The 20,303-nt window shown below is 45.4% G+C and carries 21 protein-coding genes, 1 pseudogene and 1 other annotated feature; of the genes and pseudogenes, 14 read left to right on the top strand and 8 right to left on the bottom strand.

What is annotated here, in order from left to right:
* Nucleotides 1-101 precede the first annotated feature (101 nt).
* Nucleotides 102-238, top strand: a sequence feature (His leader region).
* A gap of 53 nt (nucleotides 239-291) precedes the next feature.
* From hisG to hisIE, 8 genes are read left to right on the top strand one after another with little or no spacing between them, the layout of a single operon-like run.
* Nucleotides 292-1,188 carry an ATP phosphoribosyltransferase gene (gene hisG, locus ZX61_RS23070; RefSeq protein ID WP_049846918.1) on the top strand — a complete coding sequence of 299 codons (897 nt, stop codon included), beginning with the start codon at nucleotides 292-294 and terminating at the stop codon, nucleotides 1,186-1,188.
* 5 nt (nucleotides 1,189-1,193) lie between these two features.
* Entirely contained in the window at nucleotides 1,194-2,486 is a 1,293-nt protein-coding gene (gene hisD / locus ZX61_RS23075) for a histidinol dehydrogenase (RefSeq protein WP_049846919.1), read from the top strand.
* A gap of 12 nt (nucleotides 2,487-2,498) precedes the next feature.
* Nucleotides 2,499-3,539: a histidinol-phosphate transaminase gene (gene hisC, locus ZX61_RS23080; RefSeq protein ID WP_049846920.1), complete on the top strand. Its 1,041-nt coding sequence runs from the start codon at nucleotides 2,499-2,501 to the stop codon at nucleotides 3,537-3,539.
* Nucleotides 3,540-3,595: 56 nt separating this feature from the next.
* Nucleotides 3,596-4,669, top strand: a complete 1,074-nt coding sequence (gene hisB, locus ZX61_RS23085; RefSeq protein ID WP_049846921.1) for a bifunctional histidinol-phosphatase/imidazoleglycerol-phosphate dehydratase HisB — start codon at nucleotides 3,596-3,598, stop codon at nucleotides 4,667-4,669.
* 26 nt (nucleotides 4,670-4,695) lie between these two features.
* On the top strand, nucleotides 4,696-5,310 hold the full coding sequence (gene hisH / locus ZX61_RS23090; RefSeq protein ID WP_045974408.1) for an imidazole glycerol phosphate synthase subunit HisH: 615 nt from the start codon (nucleotides 4,696-4,698) through the stop codon (nucleotides 5,308-5,310).
* Between the two features lie 12 nt (nucleotides 5,311-5,322).
* On the top strand, nucleotides 5,323-6,060 hold the full coding sequence (gene hisA / locus ZX61_RS23095) for a 1-(5-phosphoribosyl)-5-[(5-phosphoribosylamino)methylideneamino]imidazole-4-carboxamide isomerase (RefSeq protein ID WP_004743847.1): 738 nt from the start codon (nucleotides 5,323-5,325) through the stop codon (nucleotides 6,058-6,060).
* Entirely contained in the window at nucleotides 6,042-6,815 is a 774-nt protein-coding gene (gene hisF / locus ZX61_RS23100; protein WP_049846922.1) for an imidazole glycerol phosphate synthase subunit HisF, read from the top strand. The genes hisA and hisF overlap by 19 nt, the downstream gene beginning before the upstream one ends.
* Entirely contained in the window at nucleotides 6,812-7,447 is a 636-nt protein-coding gene (hisIE, locus tag ZX61_RS23105) for a bifunctional phosphoribosyl-AMP cyclohydrolase/phosphoribosyl-ATP diphosphatase HisIE (RefSeq protein WP_004743970.1), read from the top strand. Before hisF ends, hisIE begins: the two co-directional genes overlap by 4 nt.
* A gap of 65 nt (nucleotides 7,448-7,512) precedes the next feature.
* On the opposite strand, the pseudogene ZX61_RS23110 reads toward hisIE, so the two are convergent.
* A pseudogene (locus ZX61_RS23110) lies at nucleotides 7,513-8,718 on the bottom strand (putative manganese transporter).
* A 300-nt stretch (nucleotides 8,719-9,018) separates the two neighbouring features.
* Between ZX61_RS23110 and ZX61_RS23115 the strand changes: the two are divergent.
* Complete coding sequence (locus ZX61_RS23115; protein WP_049846923.1) at nucleotides 9,019-9,924, top strand: manganese-dependent inorganic pyrophosphatase; 906 nt, start codon at nucleotides 9,019-9,021, stop codon at nucleotides 9,922-9,924.
* Nucleotides 9,925-9,995: 71 nt separating this feature from the next.
* Nucleotides 9,996-10,370, top strand: coding sequence for a DUF2750 domain-containing protein (locus tag ZX61_RS23120; RefSeq protein ID WP_049846924.1), 375 nt, complete (start codon nucleotides 9,996-9,998; stop codon nucleotides 10,368-10,370).
* Between the two features lie 8 nt (nucleotides 10,371-10,378).
* Here the strand turns inward: ZX61_RS23120 and ZX61_RS23125 are convergent, their stop codons facing one another.
* The 7 genes from ZX61_RS23125 to pspF all read right to left on the bottom strand — a co-directional run bounded on the left by ZX61_RS23125 (nucleotide 10,379) and on the right by pspF (nucleotide 17,514).
* Complete coding sequence (locus ZX61_RS23125; protein WP_049846925.1) at nucleotides 10,379-11,161, bottom strand: DUF2927 domain-containing protein; 783 nt, start codon at nucleotides 11,159-11,161, stop codon at nucleotides 10,379-10,381.
* 8 nt (nucleotides 11,162-11,169) lie between these two features.
* Nucleotides 11,170-11,955, bottom strand: a complete 786-nt coding sequence (locus ZX61_RS23130; RefSeq protein ID WP_049846926.1) for a peptide ABC transporter ATP-binding protein — start codon at nucleotides 11,953-11,955, stop codon at nucleotides 11,170-11,172.
* Nucleotides 11,952-12,950, bottom strand: a complete 999-nt coding sequence (locus tag ZX61_RS23135) for a peptide ABC transporter ATP-binding protein (RefSeq protein ID WP_049846927.1) — start codon at nucleotides 12,948-12,950, stop codon at nucleotides 11,952-11,954. The genes ZX61_RS23130 and ZX61_RS23135 overlap by 4 nt, the downstream gene beginning before the upstream one ends.
* Nucleotides 12,950-13,837, bottom strand: a complete 888-nt coding sequence (gene sapC, locus ZX61_RS23140; protein ID WP_049846928.1) for a putrescine export ABC transporter permease SapC — start codon at nucleotides 13,835-13,837, stop codon at nucleotides 12,950-12,952. Before sapC ends, ZX61_RS23135 begins: the two co-directional genes overlap by 1 nt.
* Nucleotides 13,824-14,786, bottom strand: a complete 963-nt coding sequence (locus ZX61_RS23145; RefSeq protein ID WP_049846929.1) for an ABC transporter permease — start codon at nucleotides 14,784-14,786, stop codon at nucleotides 13,824-13,826. The genes sapC and ZX61_RS23145 overlap by 14 nt, the downstream gene beginning before the upstream one ends.
* Nucleotides 14,786-16,405, bottom strand: a complete 1,620-nt coding sequence (gene sapA, locus ZX61_RS23150) for an ABC transporter substrate-binding protein SapA (RefSeq protein WP_049846930.1) — start codon at nucleotides 16,403-16,405, stop codon at nucleotides 14,786-14,788. Before sapA ends, ZX61_RS23145 begins: the two co-directional genes overlap by 1 nt.
* Nucleotides 16,406-16,521: 116 nt before the next feature.
* A complete protein-coding gene (gene pspF, locus ZX61_RS23155; RefSeq protein WP_049846931.1) occupies nucleotides 16,522-17,514 on the bottom strand; it encodes a phage shock protein operon transcriptional activator in 993 nt (330 codons plus the stop codon).
* Between the two features lie 203 nt (nucleotides 17,515-17,717).
* On the opposite strand from pspF, the gene pspA reads away from it, so the two are divergent.
* The 4 genes from pspA (at nucleotide 17,718) to ZX61_RS23175 (ending at nucleotide 20,303) form a co-directional block, all read left to right on the top strand.
* Entirely contained in the window at nucleotides 17,718-18,386 is a 669-nt protein-coding gene (gene pspA / locus ZX61_RS23160; protein WP_049846932.1) for a phage shock protein PspA, read from the top strand.
* An 81-nt stretch (nucleotides 18,387-18,467) separates the two neighbouring features.
* Nucleotides 18,468-18,701 (top strand): envelope stress response membrane protein PspB, encoded by a 234-nt coding sequence (pspB, locus tag ZX61_RS23165; RefSeq protein WP_049846933.1) that lies wholly within the window; start codon nucleotides 18,468-18,470, stop codon nucleotides 18,699-18,701.
* Nucleotides 18,664-19,083, top strand: coding sequence for an envelope stress response membrane protein PspC (pspC, locus tag ZX61_RS23170; RefSeq protein ID WP_200904267.1), 420 nt, complete (start codon nucleotides 18,664-18,666; stop codon nucleotides 19,081-19,083). Before pspB ends, pspC begins: the two co-directional genes overlap by 38 nt.
* Nucleotides 19,084-19,271: 188 nt before the next feature.
* Nucleotides 19,272-20,303, top strand: a complete 1,032-nt coding sequence (locus ZX61_RS23175; RefSeq protein WP_049846935.1) for an efflux RND transporter periplasmic adaptor subunit — start codon at nucleotides 19,272-19,274, stop codon at nucleotides 20,301-20,303.

Raw genomic sequence — 20,303 nt, forward strand, 5'->3', positions numbered from 1 at the left:
TTAAATAAATGGTTGAAAAATGTTTTCGCCTTAGTTAGTGTGGATATCAACAAAGCGAAGCAGAAGAGCTTATTAAGTATGCGTAAATTAGTCATGAACATTCATCACCATCATCACCCAGTCTAGTCTTTCGGGAGATGCACGCATACCCGGGAGACAGGAAACTCCCGGAGGCTAAAATCGCAAAATACAAGATTTAGAACCCTCGGGAGACCAGCTCTTCCGAGGGTTTTTCAGTATTTTAATCTTAAAAAGTTTATAAATTTCAAAATTTTGCACAGGGATATAGCAATGCAAACACAACGCCTAAGAATCGCAATCCAAAAGAAAGGTCGCCTAAGTAAGGAGTGTCAGACACTGCTTAAAAAGTGCGGCGTTAAATTCAACATCATGGGTGAGCGCCTTGTAGTTCACTCACTAAATATGCCAATTGACTTATTGCTCGTCCGAGATGACGATATTCCTGGTCTAATCATGGATGGTGTTGTTGACCTAGGCTTTATCGGTGAAAACGAACTTGAAGAAGTGCGCTTAGATCGTAAGGCATTAGGTGAACCAAGTGAATTCGTTCAATTGCGCCGACTAGACTTCGGTGGTTGCCGCCTGTCAATTGCTATCGACAAAGACGAAGTTTATAACGGTCCTCAAGATCTCGCGGGTAAACGAATTGCGACAACCTACCCACAATTGTTGAAAGCTTACATGGATGAGCAAGGTGTTCCATTCTCTACCTGTATGTTGACAGGTTCTGTAGAGGTTGCGCCACGTGCCGGTCTTGCTGATGCGATTGCAGACTTAGTTTCTACTGGTGCGACTTTGGAAGCAAATGGTCTCAAAGAAGCAGAGATCATCTTCCAATCAAAAGCGACCTTGATTCAACGTACTGGTGAGTTCGATGCTGACAAAGTTGCCTTGATCGAAAAACTTCTGACACGTATGCAAGGTGTACAGCAAGCGAAAGAGTCAAAATATATTATGTTGCACGCACCAACGGATAAACTGGAGCAAATCAAGTCTTTGCTACCGGGCGCTGAAGATCCAACGGTTCTCCCTCTTTCGGCTGATCAGCAAAAAGTCGCTGTTCACTTAGTGAGTACTGAAAACTTGTTCTGGGAAACAATGGAACAGCTAAAAGAGTTGGGCGCGAGCTCAATCCTAGTATTGCCAATTGAGAAAATGATGGAGTAATCGCAATGAGAACAGTCGTTTGGCAATCATTAAGTGAATCTCAGCAAGACTCTATTTTAGAGCGTCCGGCAATTACTGAAGGTGCGAATATAACCGCAGCGGTTTCGCAAGTGATCGCCAAAGTCCGCGCAGAGGGAGATGCTGCGTTGCTGGAGCTGACAGAAAAGTTTGATCGTGTTAAGCCTGAGTCGATTCGTGTCTCTGAGCAAGAGGTAGAGGCTGCATGTGAACGCTTGTCTTCCAACATGAAACAGGCACTTGAACAGGCCTATGAGAATATCTCTAAGTTCCATAAGGCGCAAAAACCTCAGCCTATTAAGGTTGAGACACAACCTGGTGTATTGTGTGAGCAAGTCACTCGTCCAATTCAAAAAGTGGGCTTGTACATTCCGGGTGGCAGTGCACCACTGCCATCGACAGTTTTGATGCTTGGGGTGCCAGCGAAAATTGCAGGTTGCCGCAAAGTAGTGCTCTGCTCGCCACCGCCAATCGCAGACGAGATCCTTTATGTCGCGAAGCTATGTGGCATTGATGAAGTCTACAATGTTGGTGGCGGTCAAGCGGTTGCGGCAATGGCGTATGGTACGGAAAGCGTTTCAAAAGTAGATAAGATTTTTGGGCCGGGTAATGCTTACGTGACAGAAGCAAAGCGTCAGGTAAGTAATGACTTCCGTGGTGCAGCAATTGATATGCCAGCAGGGCCTTCTGAAGTGTTGGTTCTGGCTGACGAAACCGCTGACCCAGATTTTATTGCTGCCGATTTGCTTAGCCAAGCGGAGCACGGACCAGATTCACAAGTCGTGCTTGTTACACCATCGCCGATTGTTGCCGATCAGGTCACCGATGCAGTCCAGCGTCAGCTTAAAGAACTAACGCGTGCAGATATTGCGGAGAAAGCTTTAGCATCAAGCTTAATCATTATCTCTGAATCGCTTACTCAAGCAGTGTCGATTTCGAACTATTACGGTCCTGAGCACCTTATTGTTCAGACAAAAAATCCACGTGAGCTTTTGCCACTGTTAGATAACGCTGGTTCTATCTTCCTTGGTGATTGGTCTCCTGAATCAGCAGGTGACTATGCTTCGGGAACAAACCACGTTCTTCCTACTTACGGCTACACCCGCACGTACTCAAGTCTTGGTTTAGCAGACTTCTCTAAACGAATGACGGTGCAAGAATTAACGGCAGATGGTTTAAAAGAGTTAGCGCCAACAGTTGTAACCATGGCGGAAGCGGAAGGTCTGGATGCGCACAAGCGTGCTGTGACTATTCGCGTAGAAAAACTGGCGGCTAAGTAAGAGGGCAATGAGATGGAAAAGCTAGCGCGTAAACAAGTCCAACAACTGACTCCTTATTTATCGGCTCGCCGAATTGGTGGTATGGGCGACGTTTGGCTGAACGCGAATGAATCGCCATTCAACAACGAATACAAAACTGACTTTGCTCGCTTAAACCGCTACAGCGAATGTCAGCCAAAAGAGCTAATTGAAGCGTATGCGGCTTATGCGGGTGTAAAACCAGCGCAAACACTGACCTCTCGAGGAGCTGATGAAGGTATCGAATTATTGATTCGCGCGTTCTGTGAGCCGGGTGAAGACGCGATTCTTTATTGCCCACCGACTTACGGAATGTATGCAATCAGCGCAGAAACCATTGGTGTAGAACGCAAGACTGTGCCGCTCACGTCAGACTGGCAACTTGATCTGGATGGTATCAAAGCCAACCTAGATAACGTCAAGCTAGTATTTGTTTGTTCGCCAAACAACCCAACGGGCAATCTAGTTAAGCGAGAAGATATTGTCTCTCTGCTTGAGATGACAAAAGATCGTGCCATTGTGGTGATGGACGAAGCGTATATTGATTTCTGCCCGGACGCGTCGACAGTCGATTTATTAGCGCAATATCCGAACCTAGCGATTTTACGTACGCTGTCTAAAGCTTTTGCGCTTGCTGGGCTACGCTGCGGCTTCACCCTTGCAAACGATGAGCTGATTAATGTACTTCTTAAGGTTATCGCCCCGTATCCAGTACCAGTACCAGTGGCAGAAATCGCTACTCAGGCGTTATCTGAAGCGGGACTAGCTAGAGCGAAGTTTCAAGTTCTCGACCTCAATGCAAACCGCGCGTATCTGCAAGTTGGTTTATCAATGATTGAAGGCTTAGAAATATTCGAAGGCTGGGGTAATTACCTATTGGTTAAATTCCCGCAGGGTGACGAACTATTTAAAGCAGCATGGGAGAGCGGCATTATTTTACGCAACTCTCCTATCGAAAACTGTGTACGCATCAGTATTGGTAGCCGAGACGAGTGCGAAAAGACACTCGGGTTTATTAGAAACTATTACAGCTAAATATCGTTGGCTCTAGCCTTTGCGAGAGCCACTAAATTTGAAATAAGGAAGTTCGAGTGAGCAAGCAACAAAAAATTCTATTTATCGACCGAGATGGCACCTTAATTGTTGAGCCGCCGGTGGACTTTCAAGTAGACCGATTAGATAAACTAAAGCTAGAGCCGTTTGTTATTCCAAGTCTACTTTCGCTTCAAGATGCGGGTTACCGACTAGTGATGGTGACTAACCAAGATGGCTTGGGGACAGACAGCTATCCACAAGCAGACTTTGATGCGCCACACAACATGATGATGGAGATCTTCGAATCTCAGGGTGTGAAATTCGATGATGTGCTGATTTGTCCACATTTTGATGAAGATAACTGCTCTTGCCGTAAGCCTAAATTGGGTTTGGTTAAAGAATACCTTCAAGGTGGCAAAGTCGATTTCCAAAACTCGGTTGTGATTGGTGATCGTCAAACGGATCTTCAACTAGCCGAAAACATGGCAATTCGTGGTATTCAATACAACCCAGAAACCATGAACTGGAAACAGATTCTTAAAGATCTAACCGTCAAAGCACGCGTTGCTGAAGTGATTCGAACCACTAAAGAAACGGACATTAGAGTTGCTGTTAATCTGGATGAGCAGGGAAGCAACCAAATCTCTACTGGTCTTGGTTTCTTCGACCACATGCTAGATCAAATCGCGACCCACGGCGGATTCCAGATGGTGTGCAAAGTGGAAGGTGACTTACACATTGATGATCACCACACGGTAGAAGATACCGCTCTTGCATTAGGCCAAGCGTTGAAAGAAGCTCTCGGTGACAAGCGTGGTATCGGTCGCTTTGGCTTTAGCCTGCCAATGGATGAGTGTTTAGCTCAGTGTGCGCTTGATCTGTCTGGCCGTCCGTACCTTAAGTTCGATGCGGAGTTTAGCCGTGAACAAGTCGGTGACCTATCCACAGAGATGGTGGTTCATTTCTTCCGCTCATTGACTGATACGCTAGCGTGTACGCTGCACCTATCTTCAGCTGGCGATAATGATCACCACATCATCGAGAGTCTATTTAAAGCGTTTGGTCGTACTTTACGCCAAGCAATCAAAGTAGAAGGCACTGAGCTACCAAGTAGTAAAGGCGTACTTTAAGGCTAACATTAGCAAGGAGAAAAACAGTGACAGAACAGAAAGTAGTCATTATTGATACTGGTTGTGCCAACGTTTCTTCGGTGAAGTTTGCCATTGAACGTTTAGGTTATGATGTAACGATTTCTAAAGACCCTCAAGTAGTGCTTGCAGCAGATAAGCTATTTCTACCAGGTGTAGGGACAGCAAGTGAAGCGATGAAGAATCTCGAAGAGCGTGATCTAATTAGCTTGGTAAAACAGGTAGAAAAGCCGCTGCTGGGGATCTGTTTAGGTATGCAGCTGTTGGGCAAAGTGTCTCAAGAAAAAGGGCAGAAAGCGGATGAGCTAGTTGAGTGCCTTGGACTTTGTGATGGTGAAGTGAAGCTACTTGAAACCGGTGACTTACCACTGCCTCACATGGGGTGGAACACTGTCTCAGCTAAAACAGGCAACCCACTATTCAAAGGGATTGAAGAAGGCGAGTACTTCTATTTCGTACATAGCTTTGCCATGCCTGTTGGCGAGTACACGATTGCAGAATGTGAATACGAAAATCCATTCACGGCTGCTGTGCAAAGCGGTAACTACTACGGTGTGCAATTCCACCCTGAGCGTTCTTCAAAAGCGGGCGCAAAGCTTATTCAAAACTTCTTAGAATTATAAAAGGGATTTAGTGTGATTATTCCAGCTCTTGATTTAATTGAAGGACAGGTGGTTCGCCTTTATCAAGGTGATTACGGACAAGTAACCGAGTACAAAGTCGACCCAGCAGAGCAGTTCAACTTGTATCACCAAGCCGGTGCTAATTGGTTGCATTTAGTGGATCTAACGGGCGCGAAAGACACGACAGCGCGCCAACTTGATTTGATTGCCAAGCTACTTGCGAGCACTCCAGCGAATATCCAAATCGGTGGTGGTGTACGAACAGAGCAAGACGTTGTCGATCTACTCGAAGCAGGTGCTCAGCGCGTTGTCGTTGGCTCGACAGCGGTAAAACAACCAGAATTGGTAAAAGGTTGGATGGAAAAATACGGCGCGGAAAAAATTGTTCTCGCGCTAGATATCAACATCGCTCAAGACGGCACTCGTAAGGTAGCGATCTCTGGTTGGCAAGAAGACTCAGGCGTGACTATCGAAGCTCTGATTAATGATTACCTAACCGTTGGCTTACAGCATGTGCTTTGTACTGATATTTCTCGTGACGGTACGCTAGAAGGCTCAAACGTTGAGCTGTATGTAGACCTATGTAAACAATACCCACAAGTGCAATTCCAATCATCAGGTGGCATTGGCTCATTAGCGGATATCGAAGCGCTGAAAGGTTCTGGTGTCGCTGGTGTAATTGTTGGCCGCGCACTACTTGATGGTAAGTTCACAGCAGAGGAGGCATTTGCATGTTGGCAAAGCGAATAATTCCATGTCTTGATGTTCGTGATGGACAAGTGGTGAAGGGCGTTCAGTTCCGCAACCACGAAATCATTGGCGATATTGTTCCTCTGGCGCAGCGTTACGCTGAAGAAGGTGCAGACGAGCTAGTGTTTTACGACATTACCGCTTCAAGCGATGGCCGTGTGGTTGATAAAAGTTGGGTTGCGCGTGTAGCAGAAGTGATCGATATTCCTTTCTGTGTCGCTGGTGGCATTAAATCAGCCGAAGACGCAGCGCGCATTCTTGAGTTCGGCGCTGACAAGGTGTCTATCAACTCTCCAGCGTTGGCAAACCCACAGTTAATCACTGACCTTGCGGATAAATTTGGCGTTCAGTGCATCGTCGTCGGCATCGATTCGTACTATGACAAAGAGACGGGCAAATATCAGGTTTATCAGTTTACGGGTGATGAAGAACGCACCAAAGCGACCCAATGGGAAACACGCGATTGGGTACAAGAAGTTCAGCAGCGTGGCGCAGGTGAAATTGTGTTGAACATGATGAACCAAGACGGTGTACGTAATGGTTACGATATCGAACAGCTTAATATGGTGCGAGAAGTGTGTAACGTGCCATTGATTGCATCGGGCGGTGCTGGTGCGATGGAGCACTTTGCAGAAGCTTACCAAAAGGCAAATGTGGATGGTGCGCTTGCCGCATCGGTGTTCCACAAGCAAGTCATCAATATTGGCGAATTAAAGCAGTATTTAAAACAACAAGGTATTGAGGTTCGACTATGAGTGTAAACACCGCCGAAGTAAGTTCTTTAGCTGAGCGTATCAACTGGGACAAGGTGGATGGCCTAGTACCTGCCATTGTGCAAGATTTCCAGTCGAGCCAAGTGCTGATGATGGGTTACATGAATCAAGACGCACTGGCGAAAACGGGTGAAACAGGTCAAGTCACCTTTTTTTCTCGTACTAAGCAGCGTTTGTGGACCAAAGGTGAAACCTCAGGCAACGTATTGCAATTGGTGAACATGCAGCTAGATTGCGATAACGACACGCTACTAGTGAAAGTGAATCCCATTGGTCCTACGTGTCACTTGGGCAACACCACTTGCTGGGATGTCGACCCACAAGAGGAGTCGCAAATGGTGTGGCTTCATCAACTTGAGCAGCTATTGGCTGCCCGCAAGAGTGCCGACCCTGATTCCTCTTATACTGCCAACCTTTATTCCCGTGGCACCAAGCGTATTTCGCAGAAAGTGGGCGAAGAAGGCGTTGAAGTCGCGCTTGCGGCGACGTCGGGTGATAAAGCGGAGTTAGTGTGCGAGTCAGCCGATTTGATCTACCACTTGCTAGTCCTTCTGCAAGACCAAGGTTTATCAATGAATGATGTGGTCAACAAGCTAAAAGAGCGTCACAAATAATATCTGACCTCCCAATAGCAAGCGCCCTCAAATGAGGGCGCTTTTTCTTGCCAACGTATATGTTGTTAAATTTCAAATAAGAAGTAATAACCGTAACCGACAACTAAAGCGGGTAATGCTGAGTAGATGGTTGCGACCAAAGCGGCTTTTGGTGCCAAGGCAATTGCAGGGAATAGAGCATCGCCATCGTTAGAGATTGCATTTGCGAGTTGCGCGGATAAGGGTGCTGCGCCGGAAATATATAGGCTAGTCACCAGTATTTGCGGGCCACAGCCCGGAAGTAAACCTACTGTTAATCCCATTAGAGGCATCCACGCTCCCCAGCCAGAAAACGTCGCGGCGAGGTCAATATGGCCAAAGAAAGTAATCAGCTCAAATGCCATAAATGCCAGTATCACCCATGCTGTAACGAAATTGGTATCTTGCGCAGCTTTCTGTATTGGATGAGAAGAAACTTGCTTTATGTCCTCAGCAACTGTTGATTCGTAATCTTTGATTTCTTTAGTTAGTGACCACAGTAACATACTAACAATGATCAGAATTGCGCCCGTCCATTCAATGGTCATTTCAGGTAGGTGGAGCAATTGATTTACATCGACCTGAAAAGAGCCAAGTGCGGCAATGATGGTTGCAGGTACAATTAGCCATTTCCAAAATGCACCTTGTAGATTGATTGCCTTTTGTTCAAGGCTGTTTGATCTTTCACTTGCGCAACTAAAACGATTCGCGACTGACTTTGCTTCAGGGCGCAGGAAATCATCACGATGTATTCCATTAACAACTCAGCCAGAAATACAGCCAACCATTACCCCAAGGCCAATGACTGCAAAACCGATATCAGGTTTACTTGCGAGTAGCAAAAATGCGGCATCACCCATTGTCGACGTTAAAACTGCGACAATTGCGCCGAAACCAACTCTACCGCTAACAAATTGAGTGGTGACAATAATCGCACCGCCACAACCGGGTAGAGCGCCAAGTAATGCTGCAAAGAATACTTGGTGGTTTCGAGAACTTTGGTACAAATTTACTATACGGTTTTCCTTGTTAAAGAAAACAGATAGGTAATGATAAATCGCAAGGGTAAAAGCGACATAGCTAGATACTGCCCAAAATGCATCAGACAGGGTGTTTATCGAAACGTCTCTTGTCGTGTCGTTTGTGATTAAAGCGATTAGTGCGAAAGGGAGCAACAAGCGCTTGTATGCTGGCCGAAACTGAGCAAGAGACAGCCACGAGGGCAGAGTTTGAGAAAATCGTAAAATGTCCATAGGCGGTCGAAACTGTGAATACGAATTATTATCAACTATATGCTAATGAGAATTGTTTGCAATAACTTTTTGCCTTACCTGCTAGGTGAACCATGGTATTAAGTGTGTCTTATTGTTGAGAAGCATGATGGGATTAGTGCTAAACTTAAATGAGGGTTAGGTTTGATAACGGTTATTGGTCATGGCTTATGATGAAATATTCTCTATCCAACCGATGACAAATCACCAAAATCCGGTAAAATGCCGGGTTTGTGAGTAATTACCCCGCGTGGGAAGAAATTTAGTCAGATAGGAAAAAAGATGATTCTAGTTGTAGGTCACAAGAACCCTGATAGTGATAGTATCTGTAGTGCACTAGTAGCGACTGAGCTGCTGAAAGCACGTGGCGTTGAAGCGATGCCTATTCGCCAAGGTGAAATTAACCGTGAAACTCAACACATTCTAGAAGTGGCTGGCGCAGAAGTTCCTGAGCTACGTACTTCAGTGGCGGGTGAGAAAATCTGGTTAGTAGATTACTCAGATCTAGCACAAGCACCAGATGATGTGGCTGACGCAGAAATTCTAGGTATCGTCGATCACCACCGCCTAGGTGACGTGATGACTGTAAACCCTATGGAAGCTTGGATCTGGCCTGTTGGCTGTACTAACACAGTACTGTTTAACATGTTTAAAATCGAAGGCCACGAAATCACGCCTAAGATCGCTAAGCTAATGATGTCAGCAATCCTATCTGACACTGTCGGCTTTGCTTCTCCAACCTGTACTCAAAAAGATAAAGATGCAGTAGAAGAGCTAGCGAAAATCGCTGACGTTTGCGATGTAGATGCATTCATTAAAGATCTACTTATCGCTAAAACAAATATCGAAGGCCTATCAGCGGCTGAGCTTGTGGAAAAAGACCTGAAAGGTTACCCATTCAACGGTCGTGACGTAGTTGTTGGTCAGGTTGAGCTTGCAACACTTGAGCAAGTTGACGGCATGATCGAAGCGCTAGAAGCTGATCTAGAAAGCCGCTGTGCTGAACAAGGTTTGGCGTTTGCAGCAGTAATGCTAACAGACATCACTACAGCTCAAACTCGTCTACTTTACAAAGGTGAGTGGGCTGAGAAACTTGTTAAGCATGAGAAAGACGGCATGCTAATGATGGAAAACACGCTAAGTCGTAAGAAGCAAGGTTGGCCTTGGCTTCAAGCTGAACTAGCTTAATTCTATCTCTCTAATGTATACCCTAACGCCCATGGTCACGCCATGGGCGTTTTCTTTGCGAGGAAGTGAATATGTCGCTATCAAATGAGCAACTAGAAACAGTGAATAAAATGCGCCCTGATGAGCGCTTTAACTACTGCATTAAAGAAATCGCCAAAAACCGTAAGGTTTGGATCTTGACTGATGAGCATGGCTGCGTAATGCTCAACACCGAAGAGGAAGATTGTGTGCCGGTTTGGCCCCACCAAGAGTTTGCTGAGCAGTGGGCAACCGGAGACTGGGAGCATTGTAAAGCAGAGCCAATTTCGACGGCAAAATGGTTTAGTCGTTGGACGAACGGTCTTGAAGATGACGAGCTATCAGTTGTTGTTTTTCCTAACGACAACGAAGAAGGTGTAGTGCTATACCCAGACGAATTTGAAGTTGAGCTGAAAAAGCGCGGCTAGGGCTGACGTTAATAGCCTATCAGCCGAAATAGTTCCCCTTGCTTTGCGATAGAGACGGCACGATTTAACGTGCCGTCTTTTTTGTATTTGGCTAATAGCTTTCTAATAATAGGCGTGACTTGCTTTTGACTCATCCCAGGTTTGAGCTCAGGCTCATAGAGTAGTTTTAAAAGAACGACATCAAGCGGAGAGAGCAGATCTTCGGGAGTTTCATCATTAAAAATCGATGGGAAAGCGCTCTCTGAGTCGTTCGGCAACCCCAATACTTGAGTGATCTCTTCAACGATACAGGCAAGCAACTTACCATGCTCCCTAGCTTGATCGACTGGTATGATGATGGCTGCGTGAGAAAGAGCGCCGTTACGACCGACTTGGTAACCTGCTTTGCAGATCGCCCCATATACTTTCGCAAGCGCTGGTTTACCTAGCTCTCGTTCGATATCCTCACGCCACTTAGATTCTTTAGTAAACACCCAGACGATATTCGCTTGTTCACGTGATGCCACTCTTTGAATTCGATGTCCAGTTATCTGCTCTAAGTGACGCAAATGTGCGTCTGTAAGCTCATCGTGAAGCGCTTTGTCCGGTACTTTGTGCTGGACCCATATTTTTATAGGCTCATTCCATTTTACTAATGGCTTACTTCCAGACGAGTACTCATTACGCAGCGCAACATTGATAAAAGCCTTCTCGACAAACTGGGTATCGAGCCAAGTTTGTTGTGTACTGTATGCCTGAGAATGGAATGAAGTGGCAAGCACTATAATTCCAAGCATTGCTTTCCTTAGCATGAGTAGTCCTATTTAAAGCAGGTCGCCTTATTGAAATGACTTTCTACTAATCTTTGTGTCACAGGATGAGTTGGGCAACTAAGCACTTCATGGGTTTCACCGCTCTCGACGAGTTCCCCTTCATGCATCACCATCACTTTATCGGTAATGTGTTTTACAATGCCGATATGCTGTGACACATAAATAAACGAGACGCCCATCTCTTCTTGAAGCTCTAAGAATAAGTTGATGATCTGTGAGCGCATTGCCATATCCAGCCCATTCAGCGCTTCATCGGCAACAATAACGGAAGGTTGGAGAATTAACGCTCGTGCGAGACAAACACGCTGCTTCTGACCCGTAGCGAGCATCTGCGGATAGAAATAGGCGTGCTCAGGAAGTAACCCCACTCTAAGAAGTGTTTCTTTTACTCGTTTCATACGCGCTTCGGGGGGCATACTCGTATTTCTTTTTAGTGGGCCTTCCAAGATTCGTCCAATTTGAATGCGAGGATTCAAAGAGGTATTTGGATCTTGGAAAATCATTCGAATAAGTTTGCAGCGCGTGGAATAGTCTTCATGTTTTAGCAGTTCACCATTGACTCGAATTTCACCTGATGTGGGCTCAACAACCCCCGAGAGCATTCGTGCTAAGGTTGACTTACCCGAACCGTTTTGGCCGATAAAGCCTATGGTCTGTCCTGCCTCAAGGCTAAAGCTGACCGGTTTTACTGCTTGTTGAACCTTTTTGCGAAACAGACTAGAGCGCGTAACGAAGGTTTTTGATAACTCATTGACTTCTAATAGGGCACTCATAGTTTTTTCTTCTCCATATTCAACGGGAAGTGGCAGGCAAATTTATGATTTTTAATTCGACGAGTCATCGGTATTTCAACGCATTGGCGCTGCGCATAGGGGCAACGTGGGCCAAGGCGGCAGCCAATGGGCAAATGCTGGAGCGGTGGAATAGAGCCCGGTAACGACTGGAGTTTCTCTTTATGCGGAATCCAGTCGTTAAAGTCGGGCATAGCTTTAAGCAGTGCTGCGGTATAAGGGTGTTTAGGTTTGTCTAAAATCTTACTGGTATCTGCAGACTCAACAGATTGGCCACAATACATGACAGTAATACGTGTCGCCCACTGAGTAATAGTGGTTAAGTCGTGCCCGATCAGCATGATGGATGTGTTGTGCAATTGGTTCATCCTACTGAGCAAGCGCAAAATCTGAGATTGAGTTATAGGGTCTAGATCATTGGTTGGCTCGTCAGCAATCAAGAGCTTTGGCTTAGCAGCGATGGCCATTGCAATCATGATTTTTTGGCACTCACCATCAGTGAGTTCATAGGGAAAACTCTCCATGATTTGTTGATGGTTTTTAATTCCAACCTTATGAAGTAGCGCAACCGCTTGTTTTTTTCGCCACTTAAACCGCTCCCACCACTTACCTTCAAAAGAGCGTGATGGAATGGCTTCAATCAACTGCTTACCCACTTCTTCTGAAGGGTCTAAACAGGTAGAGGGTTCTTGAAAAATCATAGCTATATCACGGGCTATGACGCGGCGCCGCTCTTTAGGAGTCAATTGGAGTAAGTCTACATTACCTAGTCTCATCCGGTCGGCGCTAACTTTCCAGTTATCTTTACAAACGCCAACGATCGCCTTAGCAACAAGGCTCTTGCCTGAACCAGACTCACCAACTAATCCTCGTATTTCGCCTTCGTTCATGGTCAGACTCATACGATCTACCGCTTTCATCATTCCTTGCGGTGTTTCAATCTCGATGGTGAGATGTCGAATATCTAATAACGGCATTATTCGATCCCCGCATTAAGCGCTTGGCGAATTCCTTCACCAACCAGATTAATGACAATAACGGTAAACATAATGGCGAGCCCTGGAAGGGTCACAGTCCAAGGGGCAAGGTAGATCAGCTCAACAGAATCGCCAAGTATGGCCCCCCATTCGGTGCTCGGTGCCTGCGCGCCTAACCCTAAGAAGCCTAGCGCGGTGATATCTAGAATAGCAATTGACCAAGCAAGGGTAACTTCAGTGGCAACAACTACCAAAATGTTGGGTAATATTGAGTTCCATAGTAGGTAGAACTGGTTTGCCCCATCTAAGCGAGCTGCCATGATGTAGTCTTTTTCAACTTCAGTATGTACCGCAATGTAGACGGAACGAACGAACCTTGGTATCAAGGCTAAGCAGATTGCGAGGAGTATATTGAATTCACCAAACCCTAAGAAAGCAACGAATATAATTGCTAATAGTAATGATGGAATAGACATAACGGTATCTAGCAAGTGATTCAAAACACTTGATAGCAGTCCTTTGGTCATGCCTGCTAGCACACCAATCAAACAACCGATCACTGTGGCGACGAGTGTAACCACAAAGGCTGCGCCAAATGTGAATCGCGAGCCTTCGATTAGTCGAGACAGTATGTCTCGGCCTAAGTCATCTGTACCAAGGAAATATTCTACTGTGCCAGTCGGGTTCCAAGAGGGAGGGATAAGTAACTCTCCACTTTGAGCCTGCGGATCGTGGGGGGTTAACCACGGCGAAACCAATGTAATCAGGCACAGAATCAGCAGGCACCACAGACCAAACATTGCCAAATTGTTTGCTCGGAAGCTACGCCAGAAACGTTCGAACTGGGTAGGGATACGCTCTTCTTGATAAACGTTATCGGTTAGCATACCACTCCTTCCTTACCAGTGGGTTGACCATTGCACCAATCAAATCTGACAAGATGTTGGCAGTAAGAACAAAGCTAGCAACCACGATAACCCCCGCTTGAATGGCAACGTAATCTTGATTGGATAGGGCATCGAGTAACCAGCGGCCAATGCCTGGCCAGTTAAATATTGACTCGGTGATAATGGCAAGTGTCAACATACTTGAAAGTTGCACGCCTATTTTTGGAATGATAGGTGGAATAGCGTTGCGCAGCACATGTTGGGTGACGATCTCGTGCGTCGACAAACCCTTGATGCGGGCGGCACGAATATAGTTCTGTCCCATAACTTCTGCTACCGAAGCTCGCATCAAGCCAATGACTTGAGTGGTCGGTGCTAGAGCAAGTACCAAGCATGGCAGGATTAAGTGTTCCAGAACGCTCTGAAGCGCGTGTGCTCGGTACTCGCCATTGGCAAAAAAAGCATCGATGATGGCAAATCCAGTGACATGCTCTATTTGATAAAGTAGGTCATAACGGCCAGCAACGGGTAGCACTTGAAAGTGTAGCGAGAACACCATGATCATTAATAGAGCGACCCAAAATAAGGGAGCGGAATAACCAGACATTGAAGTAAATGAAATGACAGTATCTATCCACTTACCTTGCTTCATACCGGCCAAGGTGCCAACGGGAATACCAACCAATAGCGAAATAATAAACGCAATGAAACACAATTCTAAAGTCGCAGGAAAGACAACACTTAACTCATCAATAATCGGCGTGCCTAGTTTAGTGACACCAAGGTTCAACTGCATGAGTTCACCAAGATAGAGCATCCAGCCGTTCCAAAAATCATGGATAGCCCAAGGTGAACTAGGCTCTAGTCTGAGAATGCTAAAACCCACCATAGTGAGTATCAATAGTGTGATTATGAAGAGATTAAAGCGTCTAACCGAATACAGTAGCATTACTTAACCCTCTCGACAGTATCAAATGGCTGAGCATTGAATGGACTCTCTTTGAAGCCCTTCAATGATGCGTGATGAGCTTGCAACTGCATGCCATGGTTTAGTGGAATCACAGGGAACTCTTCATTGAGAATATTCTGCGCTTGTTTGTACAGATTCTGTCGATAACGTGGCTTGTCGACCTCGAGTGCTAAATCGAGTAAGAAATCGAAGTCTGGGTTGCACCAACTCGATACATTTAGCCCTGCGCGTTTTGAGTCACAAGATAGGAGAGGGCGCAAAAAGTTATCTGGGTCACCTGTATTGGCAATCCAACCTGTCAAGTGAAGGTCAATATTGGCATTGTCGTTGAGCGTACTGCGCTCGAACCTGTCGTCGGCCATCAAATTGAGTTTTATGCCAACGTCGGCTAAGTTAGCCTGAATTAACTCTGCTGTTTTCCTTGGACTAGGATTATAAGCTCGTGGCTCAAGTGGCACCGACATAGTTAGCTCTAGCCCTTTGCTATAACCAGCGTCACGTAAAAGTGCGATGGCATAGTTTCGGTCATAGCGGATCTGTACGGCGTCTTTTTGATAGGCCCATGAGGAAGGGGGCAGAACAGAATATGCTTGGCTCCCTGTACCATAATAGACAGAATCTAAGATGTTTTGACGGTTGATAGCATAGTTAAGGGCTTTGCGCACCCGAGCATCATTTAGTGCAGGGTGTGAGGTGTTGACTGCAACGAAAGAAATGTTCATTGCTGGCTTAGCCGTTAACTCTACGTCGGCCGTTTGTTCAATAATGGGCAGTTGGCTTGACAGTGGTGAGTTAAGTACGTCACATTCGCTTCGCAGCAGTTTCGCTAGCGTACCTGTACCGCGTTGAGAAATGTCAAAAACAACTTGCTCCATTTTAGGTCTGACTTTCCAATAGCGATCGTTTCTTTTGAGACGAATAAGGTCATTGGCTTGGTACTCGGCAAGGTAAAAAGGCCCAGTTCCAACAGGGTGGCTATCTAGCATGCTTTTGTCATCACTGAGCGCGAGCTGATTTGCGTACTCTTTCGAATGGATTACGGCGTGGCTAGTGGCAATGTTAGACAAGAAACTATTGTCTGGTCGGCTCAAGGTGAACTTCACCTTGTACTTTGATAGGGCGGTCACGTCGACAATCAAGTTTTGAAAATCAATGCCAGTAAACCAAGGGTAAAGACCGCTGCCGACATAATGAAATGGGTTGGTGGTATCGACAATGCGATTAAAGCTAAACTCCACATCATCCGCGTTCATTGATCTAGAAGGCGTGAACCAAGCTGTGGTTTGAAACTGAATTCCTTTTCGCAGAGTAAAAATGTACTCAGTACCGGCTTTATTTACCATCCACTTTGTCGCAAGGCTTGGGATAGGTTGGTACGTTTTGCTATCGAGTGTCAGTAAAGTGTTGAACAATTGTGGGCTAAGTGTTTCGGTAGTAATACCACTATCAACGAGCTGAGGGTTAAAGGTCGTTGGACCTCCTTGACCACAGTAGACGAATCCTTTCTGGCGGATTTTGTCGTGATCAATCTCTTCACCACAACCTGCTAACAGGCTGAGGCTAAATAAACCTAATGTAAACTGAATGAATGCTTTCATAGAAAGAACAAGTGTCTGGGACAAAGCACAATAGAACGCATCATTATGCCTTAAGATCCTAATAATTTACCACTAAATACCCATGGTAACCAAAGCAAAACCACAATTTTCATCGGCTAATTGAGGTTGGTAAGGTCATACTTACGTACCATCCCCCTTAATTGGTGATAACTTAGCCCAAGTAGCTCTGCCGCTTTTCGCTGATTGAACTGACTTTGCTTTAATGCCTCATTAAGTATGAGTTGGTCTTGCTGTTCTTGCCACTGTTTGTAATCAATCGGAAACTGGAAGTATGGTACTTGAGGTGGTTGGGCTGATTCATCCTTCAGCTCGGGTGGGGTCCAAGAGGATTGAAATGGGTCGAATATTAACTGCTCAATTTGTTCTTGCTCTGCTCCATGCTGATAAACGGCTCGCTCAATAACATTCTTTAGTTCGCGGACATTGCCTGGCCAACGGTAATCGAGCAAACTTTGCTCCGCTTGGTTCGAAAATCCAACGAAATACTCAAAGCCCAATTCGCGGCACATCTTAATGGCATAATATTCAGCAAGTAATAGAATGTCTTCTTGCCGCTGGCGAAGCGGAGGTAAGTGAATAACGTCAAAGGCTAGTCTATCTAATAGATCGGCTCTGAAAGCCCCTTGACCTGCCATTTGAGGTAGATCTGCATTGGTTGCACAAACCAAGCGGACATTGGCATTAAGCAACTGATGACCACCAACCCGTTCATACTGGCCGTATTCAATGACTCGCAAAAGCTTTTCTTGAACCAGCAAAGGAGCCGTCGCCAATTCGTCCAAAAACAGAGTGCCATTTTCAGCGCGCTCGAAACGCCCTTTATGACGTCCTTTAGAGCCAGTAAATGAGCCTTGTTCATGACCAAAAAGCTCTGAGTCGATCAGCCCTTCACTTAACGTTGAGCAATTTAGCGAAATCAAAGGCTGATCCCAGCGCTTGGACAGATAATGCAGACGTTGAGCGATGAGTTCCTTACCCGTACCACGTTCACCGATAATTAGTACTGGTCGTTCAATTGCTGCCAGTTTAGAGACTTTGTCAAGTACCGAGAGAAAGGCAGGGGATTCGCCAATTAGATTTTGCTGCATAATAGCTCCGTGGTGAAATTTACCAACTGTAGGTCAAATTCAACACAGTTAAAAAAATATTTCAATGAGTTTTTTGATAACTGTTTGATTTATATAGATTGAAATGTTGGCACGTAACTTGGAACCATTGAGTAGATTGAAAAAACACAGATTCAATGGTTATGTTTGCCATAACTTGATGCAATAAAATAAGGAGCCTCGCAATGGGTATTTTCTCTCGATTCGCCGACATCGTTAATTCAAACATCAGTGCTCTATTGGATAAAGCAGAGGATCCTGAAAAAATGATCCGCTTAATCATTCAGGAAATGGAAGACACTTTAGTGGAAGTGCGCACCAATTCGGCAAAAGCAATTGCAGACAAAAAAGAGTTGGCACGTAAAGTAGATTCAATGGAAGCTGCGATCGATGAATGGCAGCAGAAGGCAACGCTGGCACTGACAAAGCAGCGTGAAGATCTTGCGCGATCAGCGCTGATAGAGAAGCAAAAACTGCAAGATATGCTGAAAGGCCTGCACACTGAACAAACCTTGGTTGAGGAGACCATCGACAAGCTAACTGGTGAAATCAGCAAGCTAGAAACAAAAATAACGGAAACTCGTGCAAAGCAACAGGCATTGGCAATTCGTAGCCAAACTGCTTCAAACCGCCGTGATGTTCAAAAGCACTTGCATACAGCGCGTACAAGCGAGGCTATGGCTAAGTTTGAGCAATACTCACGCAAGGTAGATGAAATGGAAGCGGAAGCGGATCTGTATGCTAAGACAGGTAACGCTAAGTCACTCGACCAAGAATTTGCAGAGCTTCAGGCGCAAGATGAAATTGAAAAAGAATTGGAGAAACTTAAACAGCAAATGGAAGATAAAAAGTAATTCCAGTTAGATTTTGATAAGTTAACTAGGTAGATAGCATGGACTTGGAAAAGCTATCTACCTTTCATTAAGGAGTTATTTATGTCGTCATTTTTTATTGCTGGTCCATTAATCGTATTTCTGATTTTCGTTGCTCCGTTGTGGCTATTCTTGCACTACCGCAGTAAGAAAAATGCAAGTACAGGGCTGTCGCATGAAGATCTTCAACGACTAGAATCTTTATCGGAGAAAGCGGCCAGTATGCAGAACCGAGTAGACACGCTAGAGCGTATTTTGGATGCGGAGTCACCGACTTGGAGACGTCGTTATGAATAGGCGAGAACTTTATCGAGATCCTGTGAATGGAAAGATAACGGGCGTGTGTGCAGGGTTAGCGAATTATTTTGCTTTAGAAGTGTGGCTAGTGCGTATTTTGGTGATTTCAGCCGCTCTGCTGGGTGGTAGCTTCTTGGTACTGTTAGCGTACATTGCCATGACACTGATGATTGAAAAGCAGCCCGCAAACTATGTCGAAGCGATCAAAACCGAGCAAGAGCACAAGCTAAAAAACAAACCTTGGCAGCAAGGCCAAACACCTGAAATGTTGCTCAATACCATCGAGCGAGATTTTCACAATCTAGAAACTCAAATTCGAGATATTGAAGCTTACGTGACTTCAGATGCGTTTAAAGTAGATAAAGAGTTCAAAACACTTTAACGGCTTCAAAGAGCTCGGCGGTTTTGAACCTTCACTTCACATTAATATACTGAGGGTTCAAAATTGCGACAATCTACTCATATAACGGGCAAATTATTAATTTTCATAATATTTTCTACCTGACGTATGGAAGAGGCGGTATCATTCATCTATCTTTGTAACTAATCGCTGCAAACGGATGATTGATTATGCGCAAATCCATACTGTTTCTTGCAACAGCTGCTGTGCTCAGTGGCTGTGGTAGGGAGCTTCCTCCTGTTCCTGACCCCGATTCTAGGCCAGCTAAACTGTTTACTGTTTCAATCGGCAATGCTCACTTTGAACGCTCTTTTCCCGCCACTTCTGAAGCTGGTGATAAAGCGGTACTTGCCTTTCGAGTACCAGGCCAATTGCAATCTATTGATGTCGTTGCTGGGCAAGCTGTCATTAAAGGGGATGTTTTAGCCTCATTAAACCCTGATGAATACACCTTATTGGCGAAGCAAGCGGAAGCACAATACCGCCTCGCTGATGTTCAATTCCAGCGGTATAAAAAGCTTCGTAAAGACAAAGTTGTCTCTGAACAAGACTTTGATGAAGCGAAAGCCAAACGAAACTCTGCTAGAGCGACGCTTGAACAGGCGCAAGCAAACTTACGCTACACCCGTTTAGTCGCGCCGTACGATGGTACGGTATCCATTGTCCCTGCTGAAGCATATGAGTATATCGCGGCCAAAGAAGGTGTAATGAATATTCAAACGACGCAGTTAATGAAGGTTATTTTTCAGCTTCCAGATCATCTCCTCAATCGATTTGCAAGTGGTCTAAATCTAACTGCGCACATGACGTTTGATGCGTTCCCTGAGAACCAATATGAATTGACATTCCAAGAAGTCGATACTGAAGCAGATCCGAAGACGGGCTCTTATAAAGTCACCATGGTGATGGAAAGACCCGAAGACATAGGTATTTTACCGGGTATGGCTGGCACTATCCACGTCGCAGTAGAGTCTACCGGAGCAACGCGGATTCCAACGTCGGCATTGATTGAGGAAGACGGTCAAACATATGTTTGGCGAGTAGATTCTCAAGGCATCGTTACTAAAGCCCTGGTCGATCTGAATGACAAGCGACAAGTGCAAAGTGGCCTAAATGAAGGTGACCAGATCGTAATCTCTGGTGTGAATGGTATCGAGCCGGGCATTAAGGTTCGAGAGTGGATTAAAGAGCGAGGTCTGTAA

The organism is Vibrio sp. VPAP30 (assembly GCF_001188205.1).
In the GTDB taxonomy this organism is placed as follows: domain Bacteria; phylum Pseudomonadota; class Gammaproteobacteria; order Enterobacterales; family Vibrionaceae; genus Vibrio; species Vibrio bivalvicida.

What these genes read in the sequence shown, in the direction of transcription:
- hisG (WP_049846918.1), top strand. Translation starts at nt 292, where the DNA reads ATGCAAACACAACGCCTAAGAATCGCAATCCAAAAGAAAGGTCGCCTA.
- hisD (WP_049846919.1), top strand. Translation starts at nt 1,194, where the DNA reads ATGAGAACAGTCGTTTGGCAATCATTAAGTGAATCTCAGCAAGACTCT.
- hisC (WP_049846920.1), top strand. Translation starts at nt 2,499, where the DNA reads ATGGAAAAGCTAGCGCGTAAACAAGTCCAACAACTGACTCCTTATTTA.
- hisF (WP_049846922.1), top strand. Translation starts at nt 6,042, where the DNA reads ATGTTGGCAAAGCGAATAATTCCATGTCTTGATGTTCGTGATGGACAA.
- hisIE (WP_004743970.1), top strand. Translation starts at nt 6,812, where the DNA reads ATGAGTGTAAACACCGCCGAAGTAAGTTCTTTAGCTGAGCGTATCAAC.
- ZX61_RS23115 (WP_049846923.1), top strand. Translation starts at nt 9,019, where the DNA reads ATGATTCTAGTTGTAGGTCACAAGAACCCTGATAGTGATAGTATCTGT.
- ZX61_RS23120 (WP_049846924.1), top strand. Translation starts at nt 9,996, where the DNA reads ATGTCGCTATCAAATGAGCAACTAGAAACAGTGAATAAAATGCGCCCT.
- ZX61_RS23125 (WP_049846925.1), bottom strand. Translation starts at nt 11,161, where the DNA reads ATGCTAAGGAAAGCAATGCTTGGAATTATAGTGCTTGCCACTTCATTC.
- ZX61_RS23130 (WP_049846926.1), bottom strand. Translation starts at nt 11,955, where the DNA reads ATGAGTGCCCTATTAGAAGTCAATGAGTTATCAAAAACCTTCGTTACG.
- ZX61_RS23135 (WP_049846927.1), bottom strand. Translation starts at nt 12,950, where the DNA reads ATGCCGTTATTAGATATTCGACATCTCACCATCGAGATTGAAACACCG.
- sapC (WP_049846928.1), bottom strand. Translation starts at nt 13,837, where the DNA reads ATGCTAACCGATAACGTTTATCAAGAAGAGCGTATCCCTACCCAGTTC.
- ZX61_RS23145 (WP_049846929.1), bottom strand. Translation starts at nt 14,786, where the DNA reads ATGCTACTGTATTCGGTTAGACGCTTTAATCTCTTCATAATCACACTA.
- sapA (WP_049846930.1), bottom strand. Translation starts at nt 16,405, where the DNA reads ATGAAAGCATTCATTCAGTTTACATTAGGTTTATTTAGCCTCAGCCTG.
- pspF (WP_049846931.1), bottom strand. Translation starts at nt 17,514, where the DNA reads ATGCAGCAAAATCTAATTGGCGAATCCCCTGCCTTTCTCTCGGTACTT.
- pspA (WP_049846932.1), top strand. Translation starts at nt 17,718, where the DNA reads ATGGGTATTTTCTCTCGATTCGCCGACATCGTTAATTCAAACATCAGT.
- pspB (WP_049846933.1), top strand. Translation starts at nt 18,468, where the DNA reads ATGTCGTCATTTTTTATTGCTGGTCCATTAATCGTATTTCTGATTTTC.
- pspC (WP_200904267.1), top strand. Translation starts at nt 18,664, where the DNA reads ATGCGGAGTCACCGACTTGGAGACGTCGTTATGAATAGGCGAGAACTT.
- ZX61_RS23175 (WP_049846935.1), top strand. Translation starts at nt 19,272, where the DNA reads ATGCGCAAATCCATACTGTTTCTTGCAACAGCTGCTGTGCTCAGTGGC.